This window comes from Stenotrophomonas sp. 112478_Sma (assembly GCF_056479905.1).
In genome coordinates this window covers 1,478,066-1,494,027 of record NZ_CM151072.1, presented here as the reverse complement: position 1 = coordinate 1,494,027, position 15,962 = coordinate 1,478,066, and the positions used below count along the sequence as shown (strand labels likewise).

Sequence of the window (15,962 nt, the reverse complement as noted above, 5' to 3'; positions counted from 1 at the left end):
CTTGACCCAGATCAATCCCGCGCAGGAACGCCCAGCACCGGCAGCGCCACCTGCGGCCAGCGCAGCATCTGGTACCGGCGCCAGAACGTTTCCGCAATGCGCGCGGCCACATCATCGGCCAACGCCTGCATCGGTGGATTGCCGCATTCGGCGGTGGTGCGCCGGAACAGCGCGAGCCAGCGGTCGAACAGGTCCTTGTCCAGGGCGATGGCCATGTGCTTGGACATGGGCGATCCCTTGAAGCGACGCGTTCCCCTGAGCATTGCGGACCAGAAATCCACCAGTTGCGCCAGATGCCCGGGCCAATCGTGCACATGCGCGTCGAACACGGGGCCCAGACGCTCCTCCTCACGCACGCGTGCGTAGAAGTCGTGGACCAGACGGGTCACGTCCTCTTCGGTACACAGCGTGGGCGAGGCGACAGGCGGGACGAGCGATGGCGTTGCGTTCATCAGAGGCACCAGGCGATTGCCGGCAGAGTGCGCCAACCGGCCGGCACCGCCGTTGATCCAGATCAATGTCGGCGCGCGTGGGCGCGCCTAGGCTGACATGCCTGCAGGAAACATGCCCTGCGGATGCTGCGCCAGCCATGGCGGAGTATACGCGCCGCCCCCTTCCCGACCCGCGACCGCATGAATACACCCACTTCGTCCCCGCGTCAGCGCCTGATCCAGCATTGGGGCGCCATCCTCTGGCCCAGTTTCATCGCCGCCGGGCTGGCCAGCGTGGTGTTCTTCGCTTTCGTCGACCCGTTGCGCCTTCAGGCCATCAGTTTTCCGGGCACGGCGATCAGTCGCGAACTCGGCTACACGGTCGGCTTCTTCATGTTCTGGGCGGTGACGGCGCTGTCCAGCGCGATCACCGGATATCTGCTGCGGCCGATGCCGGCAGACGCAGATGATGAGCTGCCTCTGGGATGAACGCACCAAGGCCCCCTTCCCCACCGTGGCGATGGCGTGGCGCACTGCGGCTCGGTGTGCTGGTTGGCTTCCTTGGGCTGCCCTGGTTGCGCTGGGACGGCCGCCAGGCGCTGCTGCTGGACCTGGACGCACGTCGCTTCGACCTGTTCGGCTGGACCCTGTGGCCCGACGACGTTGGCCTGCTGCTGGGCCTGCTGCTGGCGCTGGCGATGGCACTGGCGCTGTTGACCCACCTCGCCGGCCGCATCTGGTGTGGCCATGCCTGCCCGCAGACGGTGTGGAGCTACGCCTTCAGCCTGATCGACAGCTTTCTTGCCCAACGCCTGCCACGCGCCCTGGCGCGTCCTGCCACGCAGGCCGCATGGTTACTGCTGTCGCTATGGACCGGCATCACCTTCGTGGGATTGTTCAGCCCGATCACCGGCCTCGTCACCGCCAGTGTCCAGGGCGGCTGGAGTGGCTGGGAAACCTTCTGGGTGCTGTTCTACACGGCAGCCACATGGGGCAACGCCGGCTTCCTGCGGGAGCAGGTCTGCCGTTCGCTGTGCCCCTTCGCGCGCGCACAGCCGTTGCTGGTCGACCCGCAGACCCCCCGGATGCTGTATGACGCGCGCCGCGGCGAACCCCGCGGGCCCCGGCCCGCTGGCCTTGGCGGCGTGATCGGCCGCGGTCGCGGGCTGCTCGATCCGACCTCCGCGCAGGACTACGTGTTCCGCGCCGCGCACCCATGGCTGGCCGGCCCCATGCCCACCTTCAGCGCCGACCGCCTCGGCGACTGCACCGATTGCGCGGCCTGTCTCCACGCCTGCCCGATGCAGCTCGACATCCGCCAGGGCCCGCAGGCCGACTGCCTGGCCTGCGGCGCCTGCCTGGATGCCTGCGAGCAGCAACAGTCCCGGGCCGGTTTCGGTCCGGGACTGATCCGCTACTGTAGCCCGCAGACGATGGCAGGGCAGCCGCGGCGCGGGTGGCGACCGCGGACCGTGGTTCTGGCATCGTTGCTGCTGGTGCTGCTGAGCGCTGGCGCCTGGCACCTGCTCTGAATCAGCGCGACCCGTTGGCGTGCGGAGGCACCAGCTGGGCACGCCGTACGATTCCGAGCTGCTCGATGATCAGCGCCATTTCATTGGTCACTTCCGTGCGCTCGGTCCCCTGCGGGACAAGCCGGTCCAGCACCTGCTGGTACGTGTCCCAGAAGGCAGGGCCGCATCCGTGTTTGTGATAGCTGGCTTCCAGTTCGCGGCGTACCCGTTCAGCCAAGCCATGCATGCCGTATTCCATACGACCTCCGTTGGACTTGTCCTGCATCGTTGACGGTCTACCGACTCACTTGCGTGCTGAAAGACTCCCGGGCTTCACGACCGGTTGACCTCAATTAGTCACAGATTTCACGACAGGTCAATTACATGCGGCGACTTTTTCGATTGAAATTATTAATCGTTCACATAACGGTCTGTGATCGGCACAGGCAAAAGAAGGGGCCGATCCCGACGCCGTGGTGCGTCCGTCGCCAGGGCAGCCTCGTGGCGCGATCAATCGCAACGCGGGTTTCGATCAATTTTCCCTATATTGATAAGCATGCTTAACACATGCCGCAAAGCGTGCTAAATACGACATTTGCAGACGCAACCTAGCTTGATTCGTCTTCAGAGGCCTCAGCCCAAGGGAACAGGTCGGGATGGCGCTGGTGGAGGATGAACTGTCGCAATGGAGGAATGGGCGCTTCCTGGGGCCATTGCGACACAGCGGATCGCGTTATGCCAAAGAACTGCGCCAGCTCGGCGTCGGTCTGGAATCCCAGGCGCGCGCGCACCTGCCGTTTGCTCCAGAAATCGGTCATGGTCGGCCCTGTCGTTAACCAGACTTATTCTTGCGGCAAGGATTCTTTCGCTTCCACGCGTTAAGCTGGCTTGCATAGATGAATACTCTCGGCCAACGACTCGCCATTGCCATGAAGAAAGCCGGGCACCCACGCCCGGCCGATCTGGCCCGCGCCGCCGCTTCAACGACGGCGACCATCAGCAACTGGCTCAACGACCACGTCAGCCCCTCACATGTGAAGGCCGAACAGCTGTTCCGGATCGCCGACGCAGCCAAGCTGGATGCACGCGAACTGCTGTACGGCATCCATGGGCGGGGCGTCGGCGAACGCACCAGCTATTACATGCCCAGCGAAGCGCACCTGGATGTCTGGCAGGATGCCTATGAACTGGTGAGCGTGCTGGTCGCCGAGAAGGGCCTGGAGATCGACCACCGGCGCCACGCGGCACTGGATCTGCTGGCATTCGAACTGTTGATGGATGGCGTCAGCCGCAGCAGGGTGGCCCGCGTGGTGATGACCTCCCTGCCCTGACCGGGTCGGCGCTGGTAGCATGGTGACCGATGGGGATGGGGCTCCCCCGATAACCGCCAGGCATGGCTGATGGCTCCTGCTGTGACGAACCGGGCGTTCGTCGATGGCAGGCCGTGCCCGCCATCGCGTTCGCCTCCGCATCTGCGAACACGTACTCGAGGCCCGCAATGCAAGCACTGAACAATTACGTCCTGGTCTTCCTGGGAGGCGGCGCCGGCGCCTGCCTGCGCCATGCCTGCAACCTGATCGGCACGCGGTTCGCCGTCGGCAGTCCATGGCCCTGGTCCACCTTCCTGGTCAACATCAGCGGCGCCCTGCTGATGGGCGTGGTCGTCGAGGCCTTCGCCCTGCGCAACGGCGCATCGCCGCAGCTGCGGCTGCTGCTGACCACGGGCATCCTGGGCGGCTACACCACCTTCTCCACCTATTCGCTGGAGATCGGCCTGCTGCTGCAACGGGGGCAGCACGGACTGGCCGCGCTGTATGCAGGGGGATCGATCGCACTGGGACTGGCCGGCCTGTTCGTGGGCATGAAGCTGGCCCGCCTCGCGCTGGGCTGAACGCTCAGGCCGCGGAGGTCCGCACCTGCCCCCGCCACTGCCGGGGCGATTGCCCGGTGTGCGCCTTGAACGCACGCGAAAGCGCCGCTTCACTGCCGTAGCCCACCTCGTCGGCAATCCGCTTCAGCGGTCGGCCCTGCCGCAGGGCCTGCTGCGCCAGGCCTACGCGCCAGCCCTGCAGGTACTGGCCGGGGGTGGTGCCCATCGCCTCACGGAAGCTCGCCGCGAATACGCTGCGCGACATTCCTGCGACGTCGGCGAGGTCTTCCAGCGTCCATGCCTGCGACGGCGCCTCGTGCATCGCGACCAATGCCAGACGCAGGCGCGGATGACCGAGGCCAGCAAACAGACCGCCGCGCATCTCACCGCCTTCCATCAGCTGCCGCAGCACCTGGATCATCACCACCTCGAACAGACGATTGACCATTGCCGCACGGCCACAACGCTGCTCGAACGCCTCCTCGAACAGCATTTCCAGCACCGCATCGCTGCCGTGCAGGTCCGCCAGTGGCAGGCAGATGAAATCAGGCAATGCGGCACTGATCGGATTGAGCCGGCCGCCTTCGAAATGCAGGTTGGCGCAGGCCATGTCGGCGCCGAGGTGCGGGTCGGTCTGGAAACGGTGGTGCATCGGCCTCGGGTACAGCAGCAGGCTGGGCACCTCGACCTGCACGGTCTGTTGTGCATGGCTGACCTGCACCGGTCCACGCCGTACCAGATGCAGCTGGCCGGCTTCGTCCTCCCCTTCCAGGCTGTTGATGCCGCACAGTGCACCGGCGTGGAAGACCGACGCAGTGACCGCGAAACGCTCAAGCAGGACGGCGAGGCGATCCACCATGTCGGACTCCAGGGCAAGCAGAAGGGGGAGGAACCCGCAGATCGTATCGAATTCGGCGTCATTGTGTGCGGCGCTGGCCGCCGGCGCTGCGCGGCGCTATACAGGGGCCACCGTCCCGCGCATGGAGCCCACGATGTCGAACCGGATCGCCCGCGCCGTGTTGCCTCTGCTGCTTTTCGCCACCCATGCGCAGGCCGCTGCAACCGCAGACATTGAACAGCTCGGCTGGCTCTCCGGCTGCTGGCAGCTGGACGGGCAGCCACCTGGAGCCGGTGAGCAGTGGTCCACCGTGGCCGGCGGAACGATGTTCGGCAGCAGCCGCAGCCTGCGCGACGGGCGCACCGTGGGTTTCGAGTTCATGCAGCTGCGCCAGCACGACGATGGGCGGCTGGTGTTCACCGCGCTGCCCTCCGGCCGCAACGCTACTGATTTCAGTGCCGTCCGGGTGGAGGCCGACGAGGTCGTCTTCGAGAATCCGGCCAATGATTTCCCGCAGCGGATCACCTATCGCCGCATCGCTGGGCAGCGCCTGCACGCACGTATCGAGATCGCACAGGACGATCCGGCACAGGCCATGGATTTTCCGATGCACCGCGTCGCCTGCGGCGGGCCGGTGATGGCCCCCTGACCTGACGCATTGCAGCGGGCACGGCACCGCGGCCGGTTCTATGCTCGGCGTATCACCTGCCCGGATGAACACGATGCGTGCCCTTCTCCGACTGACCCTGGCACTGGCCCTGGCGTTGCCTTCCATGCCGCTGCTCGCGGCGCCGCCCGCCCCGCCACGCATGCTCAGTGGCGAGCTGCAGGGTGCGCCGTGGCGCCTGGACATCCCTGCGGACTGGAACGGCGATCTGGTGATGCTGGCGCACGGTTACGAGCCGGTGGGCACGCCACGCGAATCGCCGATGGCCGCCAACGAGGCGACCGCACCTCTGCTGGCGGCCGGCTACGCGGTCGCACAGAGCGCCTACGCGAGCCAGGGGTGGGCGGTGGCCGATGCCATCAACGATGTGGAACGCCTGCGTCAGCACACGCTGGCCGGTTTGAAGGGCGTGCGCAATACCTGGCTGCTCGGTTTTTCGATGGGCGGTGCGGTGACCGTGGCGAGTCTCGAACGGCATCCGGCCCACTACGCCGGTGGTGTTTCGCTATGCGGCGCCAACCTGTCAGGCGAGCAGCTGGCCGGCGACCTGCTCACCACCGTGGTCGCGTTCGACTACTTCTTCCCGCATGCCGAAGGACTGCCTGCTGCTGGCCTGGCATCCAGCGAAGCCGCTTCGGTACCACAGGGCGAGCTGTACCAAGGCATCGTCAACGCCCTGCAACGCGCGCCGCACTCCGCTGCACTGCTGGCCGCACAACTGCAGGTCGCATCCGATGCGCTGCCCGGAACGATCAGCCTGCACGCGCTGGTCCTGCACGAACTGGCCAAGCGCAGCGGCGGCATGCCAGTCGGCAACATCGGCGTCGTCTATCGTGGATTCGGCGATGACGTCGCGTTCAATGCAGGGGTGCAGCGCATCGCCGCCGTTCCCGCAGCACAGGCGCGTGTGCGCAAAACACTCGGATTGACCGGCGCGCTGAAGCGGCCGTTGGTGATTCAGTTCAACAATGACGATCCCACCATCGCACCGCGCATGCAGGAACGCTATCCGCAACTGGCCGCGCACGCGGGTGCGACGCCGTTGCCGCGCGTACTGCCCGCAGCAGGCACGGGCCACTGTGGCTTCTCCGGAGAACAGGTGGTCGCGGCCCTGAAGGCTGCCGCGATGCGCTAGCCGCCCAGCGTGCCCATGGTGAAGGTGTAGCCGCTGCTCATCAGGAACTCACGCATGCGCATCTCGGCACGACGCGGCGATGCCAGGTTGGCAGGCCCGTACAGCGCGTAGACCACACCTGCCCCCTCGATGGCCTCGCGCCGGACCCCGCAGTGGCGGGTTTCCGAAGCGGTGCTCCAGCCATCGCGCAGGCGCTCCGGTCCGATCGATTGTCCGTTCATCAGCCGGAATGTCAGCCAGCGTACTTCCGTTGTGGGTTTGCTCATTGCCGATCCACCGCCTGTCCGCCACGCGCCATAGTCTCCCTGCCTGCCATTGCCGCGCCCGAAGGCCTCTGCGCTGACCATACCGCCTTGCCATGTCGTGGGCGGCTGAGACTGGGATGTCAGGCACGCTTGGCAGCGCACGATGACGGCGCAAAAAAAAGCCCTGACCGAAGTCAGGGCTTTTCAATTGGAGGCCTCAAGCGGAATCGAACCGCTGTAAACGGATTTGCAATCCGCAACTAAAGCTTACAAATCAGTCATTTAGGCAACCCTGCCATCCGCCGCGACACCGTAACCCTTAGCCTCCAGCAATCTGAACGTAAGCGGCCCAAGTAAGAGCTGTAGTTGCTGCGAGCAGCAGAGTAAGGCCGCAAGGAACCGCGATCTGATGAACGCTAATTCGCAAGGAAAGCTGCTTAATGACTGGACGGAGTTGATCATAGGTTGTGAACGCGCGCTCCTTCAAAACTCTCTCTTCAGCCTCAAGCTCAGTCTTCACTTGCGTAATAGTAAGAACGTGAACCGCAATCAACATTATTGCAATGATGGCGAAAACGATTGACGACAAAAGAAGTGCATTGTTGACAATTGCGTACTCGCGTCCAATTTTCATCTGACTTGCGAGTAGACCCTGCCCAACCGGAATTGCGATCAATTTACTCATCGCATCCGAGCTAGCCCCGTTCATCTTCACGACAAAATCCAACTTCTTTCGCTCAAACTCCTCACGAGCCTTATCGAAATTGAAGCCAGAAGCAAATATATCGAAGTCTGACAGGAAAGCTGAGTAGATGGTCTTCCAGGACTTTAAAAAAACTTCAAAACGATCAGCCTCAGCAACATTGAACAGGAACCGAACCAGGACCCTCTTCAATACGTCTTTGCGTCCCGACGCCAAGTGATCTTCAAACGCAGCTTTCTTAAACGCCTCCAAGTCTGGACCGCCCGCAACCTCGTCTAGCACCCACTGCTTGTAGATCACGGGAATTTCAAGCTTGCGAGAAGTGAGGATGATTGCTCGGCCAGCGCTGCCCACTTCAGTCCGGTAATCGTCAGAGATTCCCTTGATCAACTGGAACAGCTCAATGCAGCGCTCATAGGCCTGCACATACTGATGGACAGGCATGTCTCCCGACGCGTAGTCTTCTTGAAGCAGATAGAAATTCTGCGGCATTGAGCCCAGAAAGCGCCCCATCGAATAAGTGAGCAGTCCCCCGATATTCTTTGCGATGACAGGATCTGCCCGCACTGCACCATGAATAACCAGGACGAAGTTTCCACCGACCTGCACACCATCCACTCCGGTCATGATTTCGCGACCATCGACTTTCACGGTGAGGTGCCATCCCCCGCCCTCCACGGCAGCAACTAATCCATGCACCTGCTCCGACCGAGCAAGCGTGAGGATTAGATCCGGCCCTGCCAAGTCCTTGACAGCCGACAACCTGCACAGAGCAACGATGGATTCAAAAACCGTCATGGTCAGTTCTCAGAAAGCTCCTTAATTAGCCTGTCTGGCGCGTCCTTAATCGTAACAGTGGTACCTTCAAGGTGTACGTGAGCCTGCTTGAATGTATAAGTCATGTTGACGGATAGCTCTTTACTCTTGAAGCTAATATTGGAAAGCCCCTTAATCACAGTGGCATCTGGAAGAAATCCAGCCGATGGCGCTTCGTGATGTCCATTCAAGAAGTGCAGAAATGCGGTCGGCTCACCAGGCCACAGCGCATTGGCGAGCCCATCAAAATCTTCGACGCGCGGCTCATCGCTGTTCCGCAACGCGTCCATGTAATCGAACGCCCTACGCTGAAGGTCAGGAACCATCTCGGCAGCAAGTACACCAGCCTCAACCAAATTGTTTGCAAAATCCTTAACCACAGCCACGAGCTTCTTCGATTCAACCTTCGAATCTTGATCGACCTTACAGCCGACAAACTCCTGAAAATAATCCGACGGACCCTCGTCCTTGTTCTTCCGCAACACAAAGCTAAGGTAGCGCTCCCCCTGAGCGAGCCAAGCGCCGATATCAATCCTAGCTGCGACTTGCAGGCGATCCAGATTCAAGTAAGGCGCCTTGATAACCTTGTCGAGGCCCTCAGAAAATATCGCACCAGACTGAGGATTGAGCTTTGCAACCATGAGCATATCCCGTCCCTGATGCGAATATCTCAGCAAAAGAAGATACCCACCCCCCGCGAAGACAACCTCATTCATTGATACGACAAGCCGCTTGGCCGCAAGCTCCGAGAACTTAATAAAATCAAGCTCTCCATCTGTGAACTTTTGAAGATACAGGCTAAATCGGTAGTTTTCCTGGTCATCCTCGAAGGAGCCTGCAAATCTAGAACTACGATTGTTGTAGCTATCCAGAAGAGTGAGCATCAACGAATTTAGCTCATCGGTTCGCTCAAGCTCATTTTTTGCACCACTAAGTGTGGCGCCCTTTGCGCCACGCTCTTTATTAATTCGATGCGCAACTGCGTTAACTAGTTCCATGAATCCCCCTCTCCATGTAAATGACGCTTCTCCGAAGCGGCATGGTACACCGATGGTGGCAACCTATCAGCCACCCACATTGCGCGTATAACGAGCGCACCCTTCCCTTACCCACGCCTTCATTGGATCCTTCGCTCTGGGCTTGGTCTCAGCAGGCAGCTTGCGCTGCTCCAGCGCTTCCTTGACCCGTGTCAGATCCAGCGCCCCAGACTCAGCCAGTCGGCGCGCCTGTTGCTGCTGCCCGCGCGTTGGCGGCAGGTCGGGCAGTGGTGGCGGGGGCAGCCGGATCGGCGTGCTGTCGGTCAGACGGGCGACGGCATCGCGCAGAGGTAGCTCGGGATAGAGCCTGGCCGCGCACCAGCGCTCGGCGTACCGCTTCGCCTGCCGGACGCTCACCGCGCGCACTTCCTTCACCTGCCAAAACTTTTGCCCTTCCATCCACATGCGCACCCCAGGACCACCATCGGGGGCAACGCCGGCTGTCTCCCGGCCGTTGTACCAGAGCGCCCAGCGCTCACCGGTCTGGACCCAGCCAGAGGCGATCGGGGCGGTGCGGAAACCGTGGTGGCCGTGCGAGGAAAGCATGGCCGGAAGGATACGACCGGTGGTCGCAGATCCTGCGAACGCGGCCGGCATCTGGCTGAATCGTTCCGGTTCAGCGCCGGCGCGGCGCTGTTCACGCGCCCCTAGGTTGAGCTGCCATCGGCCCCGGACCAGGCGGTGCGACTTACGCCCCTGTCCAGCCGTCAGATCGGCCCTAGATCTTTGACCACCGTCTGACCCTCCTGCAGGAACCCAATCAACAGGCGGCCGCCGGCCACCCGTCGGCCCTCCCGCTCATTGAGGTAACTCGCCTGCAGCCGCCCGGCGGCCAGCAACTCGGCCTGGGCCATGCTCGGCGGCACTGTCTTCAGGGGCTCCCCCGGCGACGCCAGTTGGCCAGTTATGGGCTGCACGCGTGCCGGTTGCCCACTACCGCTCTTCGAATACGCCGTGGCGGTCATCCTGCCCTGCTGTGGAGACCAGCCACCCAGGACGATCTCCGTTCCCAATTGCTCGATCGGCAGGCCGGCCTCGGCCACCGCCTTCTCGTAGTTCGGCCACAGCTGGTCAATCACAGAGCCGAGTTCCGCGCTCAACTGTCCCACCGTGAACTCGGCGCGGAAGCTCGCCTGTAGGGCCAGCTCGTAGATCCGGAGGAAGAACTGGGCGGATCCTCGGGTGGCCAGCAGGAGGTTGTGCTGGGGGATCAAAAGCATCTTGGCCCCCGCCGAATGGGCGCCGGTCAGCGCATCCTCGGCGAGCGTATCGACTGCGATAACAAGCTGGTCACGACTGAGCAAAACGTTGAGGATGCTCATAGGGCGATCCCATGGGTGTTCGCAAACTATGGCGGTCCCCTGCCCCTCAGTCCAGACCGACGTCCATGACCGCACCAATCAAAGAGATTCTGGATCGCCTAGATGCCTGCGAAGTCGCGCAAGAGGCCCATCGCGGCTACTTGAAGGCGATGGAATACGCACTTAGGGTGGCCCTCCTCACGCACCCCGACCCGAAGCAGCTGTCCGATGTCTGGACATCGCTGCTGCCGAGCATCGCTCTCACTCACCAGAGTGAAGGCAGCATGTTCAGTGCTGCGTTCCAACAATCCCTGGTACTTCTAACTGAGCAGATCGGCAGCGCTCAGGGCTCGCCTTGAGAGCTTAAGCGTTGTCACCGCTTGACAGTTCCGCGCACGCCGCCCCCAACCTGGGAACGTGAAGGTCGGATGCCTTCACTTTCACAAACAGCTAACAAAAGGAAGCTTAGCTTGATCGCCCCGAAGGAGAGCTCACCAGTGACTCCACATCCCACGGGCGATCTAGGCGACGAGTCGCAACAATTTGGGCTTTTGGTCAATTCCGTCACTGATTACGCGATCTACATGCTCGACCCGGAAGGGGTCATCCGTACCTGGAACCCAGGCGGCGAGCGCATCAAAGGCTACCGCAAGGATGAGGTAGTCGGCACCAACTTCTCTAGGTTCTACACAACTGAGGACGCCGAAGCCGGGCTCCCGATGCGTAATCTCCGGACCGCGGCATCCGAAGGCCGATACGCGGGCGAAGGATGGCGTGTTAGAAGGGACGGCTCGCGCTTCCATGCCAGTGTGGTCATCGACCCCGTTTGGGTCAATGGCGAACTAGTCGGGTTCGCGAAAATTACACGAGATATCACTGAGCGCTATCTTGCGCAGGAACAGCTAAGGCGGACTCAACAGGAGCTCTTCCAGGCGCAGAAGATGGAAGCGATTGGCAAGCTCACACTGGGCTTGGCACACGATTTCAACAACCTTCTAAGCGTAGTCACCAATTGTCTCGATCTGATCGCGGCTCAACCCCATGGCGATCTGTCTGGAAAGTACATAGATACCGCACTGCGTTCGGTAGAGCGAGGAGCGCTCTTGACTCGTCAGTTGCTCACCTTCGGACGTGGTCACGAACTATCTCCGGAGAGATTGGACGTAGGTAAAGCCTTGCGCGATATCCACGACATGCTGCAACGCTCAGCTGGGGCGGCAATCAACGTCACACTGGACATTGCGGACGAGCTGCCGCCGGTGCACCTGGACCGCGGTCAACTGGAAGCCGCAGTGCTCAATTTGGTGTGCAACAGCCGTGATGCGATGCCTAACGGCGGCTCCATAAGCGTGACAGCACGTTTACAGCAGGTGAGTGATCCTGAAGGTGATGCCGAAGGCCCCGCCAACTATCTCTGCATTACAGTCCAAGACAATGGCCAAGGCATAGCGCCTGAGCACCAGCAGCGCATTTTCGAGCCATTCTTTACCACGAAGACGGTCGGTCGCGGGAGCGGCCTGGGCCTTAGCCAGGTGTTCGGATTCACTACTCAATCGGGCGGATTCATCCGCGTAAAGAGCGATGTGGGCTCGGGAACTTCCATCACCCTTCACTACCCTGTGACCGACTAAAGATGCCGCTCTCCGTGCTTTTTGTAGATGACGAGGACGATCTCCGTGAGATTGTCGTTGATGCACTTGCCGCCCAAGGATTTGCGGTAACCACCGCCCGAAATGGGCTTGAAGCGATCGCGTGCTTACGCAGCGAAGCTCAGTTCTCCATTGTCGTGACTGATTACAGCATGCCCGAGGGAGTATCGGGTTTGGATGTCGCCTCTGAGGCCGCCGCTGTGCAGCCGAACGCGCGCATATTACTTGCCTCAGGATACAGCCGCTCCCAGCTGCCAGCACTTCCGGAGAACGTTCACTTTCTCTCCAAGCCCTACCGTTTCAAGCAGCTAATTGCCGCTATCCACGATCAGCTCTCGTAGGCCGAAGCCCCCGCTCAGGTGAACGGGGGCCGCATTCATGCGGCAACAACGTAGGGCTCAATCAAGCGAACAAGCAGATCCATTGCGGTGGGGGAATCGCTTTCACCGCGTTGACTGAAGCTGGTCCAATCAGCTCGAACCATTTCCCGAAGCTCAACTGATTCGACAGGCAGCCAACGCATTGGCCAGAACGGAAGCCGTCGTTGCCCGACTCTGCCTCGCTGCAGTTCGATAATTCCATGGTGACTGCTGGCACCACGCACCCTGGAGTATGCAACAGAGACGCCATCCTCCGGCCCCTCCAGATACTGCATGAATCGTTCGCCGTCGAAGAGCAGAACCCCCGTAACTCCTGCGTCACGGTTGAACCGGGCTGCATCGTCCACGACTTTGTCCAGCTTGAGGTTAGACAAGCCAAGCTTGTCACCAGCGAGCGCCTCGCTCGCTTCGCTTACATATACCACCGCCCGAATGGGCATGTGCACCTCCTTAGTGAGGAACAACCCTATCAGGCGTGAGGGAACTATCAGGTGAGATAAATGCAATCTGCGCAACGATTCAGTAACACGTGATACTGAACGGGGATAGTCATCACACAATGACGGCAACGATCGGCGCAGGATCGCCAAAAATGCCCGGTACACCGCAATGCCCGATACAGGACTTTTTTACGTTCTCGCCCTTGATGCAGCCCGAGATCGCGACGGCAACCTTAACCGCGTAAACGCCATCAGCGTCCGCTGCAACCACTGCAAGCACATCACCCATTCGAAGGTGCCGGAGCTGGAGACAATGCCCGGCGGCACCCTGCTCGCATGCGCGGGGTGCGGCGAGCGTCAAGCCGTTAGCAACGCCCGGCTGGTGGAGTGTGACCACATCTTGGGTACTGGGGGTCCATCCCCAAAGGCCGCATGACCTGTCAGCCGCCAGCCGGTAGTCATAGAACGGGGACGCGGGCCGTCAAAGATCTGCACATCTCGGCCACGGACAGGCTCCAGGGCTGGATTGAACCACACATCCGCAGACCTCCTTCCGGAGTTATTCGGAAGACTCCCCGCCACGATGGAGGCGTGATATGCGCCAGCCCCCGTGCGACTTGAAGTAGCCCGTGTCCCCAGTAAGCAAGTATCTGAGCCCTACCCACGCCGAGGTAAGGACTGGAGTGTGCCAACCACGTGCCTTCTGGTAGGCGTAGCGAAACGCCTCCATCACCGAAGACTCGGTCGTCGGATGCGACGGCTAGCCATGGCTTTGCAGCCCCAAACGATTCCATGGACGAGAGCAAGCAATGCACCCGCGGCCAACGCCGGGCCGGCGAGGGAAATGAGAAGATTCACGGCGGCAGTCCTGCAAGCCCGTGGGGGAGTGAGCACAGCCGAACGCCCGGGCATTGAGCGCCCAGCAGTCCCCCTACCGCTCTGTCGCAAACATCGCCGCCAAGGCGTGAGCGCGGCGTGAATTCTCAGGAGTGTGGGCTGGACAACCCGACCAATGCGATGGCGACGGGTCCACGGCCAATGCCAGTTGCTGATATCCCTGTGTTGCGACGCAGCTCGGATGCTTGCCGGCGTCGAGCAGCGCCCTGTTTCGTCAGACAACTACTTCCATTAACGGAAGATTGGGCGCGGCTTCCAGCAGTCGACCACCGCTGACCCAAACGTTGTACGGGATGGGCTGCTGCAGCTGACCAAAGGCACGCATCTGAGCGCCATCATAGGTTGTTAGGCTACTGGTACCATCCGCATTGTGTGCAGTGACCGTTGCCAACAATCGCGGCCGTCCGCCGACCAGCTCGCCGAATTGATCCCACAGATCAGTCCGCATCGGTGAAATGCCTCTCTAGAGTCGCCGTCTGCTCAATCACGACAGCCTGCTGATCCACAACGACCTCAATACGGATCGACTCGCACTGTCCGTGCCAGGTTCCCTCCGAACTCACCACCTGCACCAGGTCGAGCGGCAAAATGACACCGATCTGTCCTGCCTTCAACGGCTTCGGGAAGAGCGGAGCCGTCAGATCCACCGCCGCTTGCTCACCGCGATCACAGAGGATATTGCGCCCACGCTCCGCGGCGGCGGCTGCGACGTTGATCAAAGGGCTACTTACCTGCTGCGCGAAGAGCTGGCCCGCTTCGCCACCCTTTCGCACCTTACACGTGACTCCCTTTCCCGCCAGCTCTCCCGTGACCACGACCGCGTCATACAGCGGCGCACTGCGCATCTGCAGGCTCTCGGTCAGAACAATGTCCTCCTGCACCACGTGATCCGGTGTGGTCTCCCGCCACAGCCATGGGCTGGTCGGGTAGCTAGCACGGACGACCAAGGCCAGTTCAGAGGGATGGGACTGCACTACCCCACCACTCGCAGCAGCAAGCGAATTGATGGCATCCAGCGGCGTGTTCGCGTCATAGAACCAGGCACCAGGTGGAACCGACCAATCCACCGTCTCGTACTGGGCGGCAAAGCCGGTATCAGCCAACTCTTCGGCCACAAGCTGCGCCATGCTGCGCTCTTCCGTCGTGGCCTTGACGCGAGCCGGCGCATAAGGCGACGCCAGCAGGGCTGTCCTTGAGCGCCCACTCAATCGCACACCCGCGCCGGCAAACTCTCGCTGCTTTTGGAAGCTCTCGATGATGCCGGTCCACACGTAGCCGTTCAGTACCAACTCGAACTGACGCGGGCCCGAGGCTGTGGGCCTGAGCAATCCCAGTTGACCGGCATCGGCCAGCTCAATATCAAAGGTCCATCCCCAAGCAGACCGCCCCGCACTGAGAGAGACGCGCGCCAGTTCGATCGGCATCCGGTCAGGAAGCCGCACAAATGAAACCTCGTTAATCACGACGTAGGTCCTACGTTGGGGGCGCACCACATAGCACGCCGAGATACCAAGATTCAGGGGAGCAAAGCCGGGAATACCAAGGGCAGCGCAGCCGAGCGTGAGACCGACCAGGTTTCCGGGTGGAGAGGCGGGATCTGGATCGGGATCTGGGCCAGGGCCAGGGATCGGGCGTACACCCCACGGCATGCGACGCGCCGGCCCCCAAGGCAGCTGGGCAGAGACGCGGGCGCCGAATGGGCTCGTCCACGTCAGGCCCCTTTCAGGGCCCACGCGCGGTGTCTGCCCCTTCCATCGAACATCTCGCGAAGTACGCGCACGGACTTGCCCGTCCCAGCACAACCCAGATGCGCGGCCGGTGGATGAGAGCGCTGGGCGCCAGGGAAGCGCCAGCCTCCGGCGTGCGGCCGGCAATTCGCTCCAGCCCGACCTCCAACCGCTAGCAATCCATCCCATGTGCTGACGCCAGATGAACCCCACGCTTTCATGAACCCGAGTCGCCAATCCCCAAGGCAGTGAGGTAAAGACCCCAATCGGACGGGCAGCCGACCAAGTGCCTGCTGCGGTGACCGCGAGCAGCTC

22 protein-coding genes and 1 riboswitch are annotated in these 15,962 nt (G+C 61.7%); of the genes, 9 read left to right on the top strand and 13 right to left on the bottom strand.

Features of this window, described 5'->3' with window-relative positions; genetic code table 11:
- Window positions 1-11 precede the first annotated feature (11 nt).
- The gene (locus ACZK08_RS07035) at window positions 12-452 is read right to left on the bottom strand and encodes a group III truncated hemoglobin (protein WP_065181389.1); all 441 of its coding nucleotides are present in this window, start codon (window positions 450-452) and stop codon (window positions 12-14) included.
- 180 nt (window positions 453-632) lie between these two features.
- Here ACZK08_RS07035 and ACZK08_RS07030 point away from each other — a divergent pair, with 180 nt between their 5' ends.
- The gene (locus tag ACZK08_RS07030; RefSeq protein ID WP_053520310.1) at window positions 633-920 is read left to right on the top strand and encodes a hypothetical protein; all 288 of its coding nucleotides are present in this window, start codon (window positions 633-635) and stop codon (window positions 918-920) included.
- Window positions 917-1,963 carry a 4Fe-4S dicluster domain-containing protein gene (locus ACZK08_RS07025; protein WP_065181244.1) on the top strand — a complete coding sequence of 349 codons (1,047 nt, stop codon included), beginning with the start codon at window positions 917-919 and terminating at the stop codon, window positions 1,961-1,963. Before ACZK08_RS07030 ends, ACZK08_RS07025 begins: the two co-directional genes overlap by 4 nt.
- Window position 1,964: 1 nt before the next feature.
- On the opposite strand, the gene ACZK08_RS07020 is transcribed toward ACZK08_RS07025, so the two are convergent.
- Together ACZK08_RS07020 and ACZK08_RS07015 are read right to left on the bottom strand one after the other, a co-directional pair.
- Window positions 1,965-2,201, bottom strand: coding sequence for a hypothetical protein (locus tag ACZK08_RS07020; RefSeq protein ID WP_019337197.1), 237 nt, complete (start codon window positions 2,199-2,201; stop codon window positions 1,965-1,967).
- A gap of 349 nt (window positions 2,202-2,550) precedes the next feature.
- Entirely contained in the window at window positions 2,551-2,760 is a 210-nt protein-coding gene (locus ACZK08_RS07015; protein ID WP_065175879.1) for a helix-turn-helix domain-containing protein, read from the bottom strand.
- 111 nt (window positions 2,761-2,871) lie between these two features.
- Between ACZK08_RS07015 and ACZK08_RS07010 the strand changes: the two genes are divergently transcribed.
- Window positions 2,872-3,273 (top strand): hypothetical protein, encoded by a 402-nt coding sequence (locus ACZK08_RS07010; protein WP_053520302.1) that lies wholly within the window; start codon window positions 2,872-2,874, stop codon window positions 3,271-3,273.
- A 22-nt stretch (window positions 3,274-3,295) separates the two neighbouring features.
- Window positions 3,296-3,359, top strand: a riboswitch (Fluoride riboswitch).
- Window positions 3,360-3,440: 81 nt separating this feature from the next.
- Complete coding sequence (crcB, locus tag ACZK08_RS07005; RefSeq protein WP_065181243.1) at window positions 3,441-3,833, top strand: fluoride efflux transporter CrcB; 393 nt, start codon at window positions 3,441-3,443, stop codon at window positions 3,831-3,833.
- A gap of 4 nt (window positions 3,834-3,837) precedes the next feature.
- Here crcB and ACZK08_RS07000 read toward each other — a convergent pair whose 3' ends face one another.
- Window positions 3,838-4,671, bottom strand: coding sequence for an AraC family transcriptional regulator (locus tag ACZK08_RS07000; protein ID WP_053520304.1), 834 nt, complete (start codon window positions 4,669-4,671; stop codon window positions 3,838-3,840).
- A 133-nt stretch (window positions 4,672-4,804) separates the two neighbouring features.
- Here ACZK08_RS07000 and ACZK08_RS06995 point away from each other — a divergent pair, with 133 nt between their 5' ends.
- Both ACZK08_RS06995 and ACZK08_RS06990 read left to right on the top strand, forming a co-directional pair.
- Entirely contained in the window at window positions 4,805-5,299 is a 495-nt protein-coding gene (locus ACZK08_RS06995) for a DUF6265 family protein (protein WP_065181242.1), read from the top strand.
- A 73-nt stretch (window positions 5,300-5,372) separates the two neighbouring features.
- The gene (locus tag ACZK08_RS06990; protein WP_065181241.1) at window positions 5,373-6,452 is read left to right on the top strand and encodes an alpha/beta hydrolase; all 1,080 of its coding nucleotides are present in this window, start codon (window positions 5,373-5,375) and stop codon (window positions 6,450-6,452) included.
- On the opposite strand, the gene ACZK08_RS06985 is transcribed toward ACZK08_RS06990, so the two are convergent.
- The 5 genes from ACZK08_RS06985 to ACZK08_RS06965 form a co-directional block, all read right to left on the bottom strand.
- Entirely contained in the window at window positions 6,449-6,718 is a 270-nt protein-coding gene (locus ACZK08_RS06985; RefSeq protein WP_053520307.1) for a hypothetical protein, read from the bottom strand. The genes ACZK08_RS06990 and ACZK08_RS06985 overlap by 4 nt on opposite strands.
- Window positions 6,719-7,016: 298 nt before the next feature.
- Window positions 7,017-8,198: a hypothetical protein gene (locus ACZK08_RS06980; RefSeq protein WP_478452642.1), complete on the bottom strand. Its 1,182-nt coding sequence runs from the start codon at window positions 8,196-8,198 to the stop codon at window positions 7,017-7,019.
- A gap of 2 nt (window positions 8,199-8,200) precedes the next feature.
- On the bottom strand, window positions 8,201-9,214 hold the full coding sequence (locus ACZK08_RS06975) for a nucleoid-associated protein (protein WP_478452641.1): 1,014 nt from the start codon (window positions 9,212-9,214) through the stop codon (window positions 8,201-8,203).
- A gap of 66 nt (window positions 9,215-9,280) precedes the next feature.
- Window positions 9,281-9,799: a hypothetical protein gene (locus ACZK08_RS06970; protein WP_478452712.1), complete on the bottom strand. Its 519-nt coding sequence runs from the start codon at window positions 9,797-9,799 to the stop codon at window positions 9,281-9,283.
- 161 nt (window positions 9,800-9,960) lie between these two features.
- The gene (locus ACZK08_RS06965) at window positions 9,961-10,575 is read right to left on the bottom strand and encodes a hypothetical protein (protein ID WP_478452640.1); all 615 of its coding nucleotides are present in this window, start codon (window positions 10,573-10,575) and stop codon (window positions 9,961-9,963) included.
- A gap of 65 nt (window positions 10,576-10,640) precedes the next feature.
- Between ACZK08_RS06965 and ACZK08_RS06960 the strand changes: the two genes are divergently transcribed.
- The 3 genes from ACZK08_RS06960 to ACZK08_RS06950 all read left to right on the top strand — a co-directional run bounded on the left by ACZK08_RS06960 (window position 10,641) and on the right by ACZK08_RS06950 (window position 12,544).
- Window positions 10,641-10,913, top strand: a complete 273-nt coding sequence (locus ACZK08_RS06960; RefSeq protein WP_478452639.1) for a hypothetical protein — start codon at window positions 10,641-10,643, stop codon at window positions 10,911-10,913.
- A gap of 138 nt (window positions 10,914-11,051) precedes the next feature.
- On the top strand, window positions 11,052-12,185 hold the full coding sequence (locus ACZK08_RS06955; protein WP_478452711.1) for a two-component system sensor histidine kinase NtrB: 1,134 nt from the start codon (window positions 11,052-11,054) through the stop codon (window positions 12,183-12,185).
- A gap of 2 nt (window positions 12,186-12,187) precedes the next feature.
- Entirely contained in the window at window positions 12,188-12,544 is a 357-nt protein-coding gene (locus ACZK08_RS06950; RefSeq protein WP_262218706.1) for a response regulator, read from the top strand.
- 35 nt (window positions 12,545-12,579) lie between these two features.
- Here ACZK08_RS06950 and ACZK08_RS06945 read toward each other — a convergent pair whose 3' ends face one another.
- From ACZK08_RS06945 to ACZK08_RS06930, 4 genes are all read right to left on the bottom strand, one after another.
- Window positions 12,580-13,023, bottom strand: a complete 444-nt coding sequence (locus ACZK08_RS06945; protein WP_478452638.1) for a BLUF domain-containing protein — start codon at window positions 13,021-13,023, stop codon at window positions 12,580-12,582.
- A gap of 112 nt (window positions 13,024-13,135) precedes the next feature.
- Window positions 13,136-13,312: a hypothetical protein gene (locus tag ACZK08_RS06940; protein WP_478452637.1), complete on the bottom strand. Its 177-nt coding sequence runs from the start codon at window positions 13,310-13,312 to the stop codon at window positions 13,136-13,138.
- A gap of 822 nt (window positions 13,313-14,134) precedes the next feature.
- The gene (locus tag ACZK08_RS06935) at window positions 14,135-14,368 is read right to left on the bottom strand and encodes a hypothetical protein (protein ID WP_478452636.1); all 234 of its coding nucleotides are present in this window, start codon (window positions 14,366-14,368) and stop codon (window positions 14,135-14,137) included.
- The gene (locus tag ACZK08_RS06930) at window positions 14,358-15,383 is read right to left on the bottom strand and encodes a hypothetical protein (protein ID WP_478452635.1); all 1,026 of its coding nucleotides are present in this window, start codon (window positions 15,381-15,383) and stop codon (window positions 14,358-14,360) included. The genes ACZK08_RS06935 and ACZK08_RS06930 overlap by 11 nt, the downstream gene beginning before the upstream one ends.
- Between the last annotated feature and the right edge of the window lie 579 nt (window positions 15,384-15,962).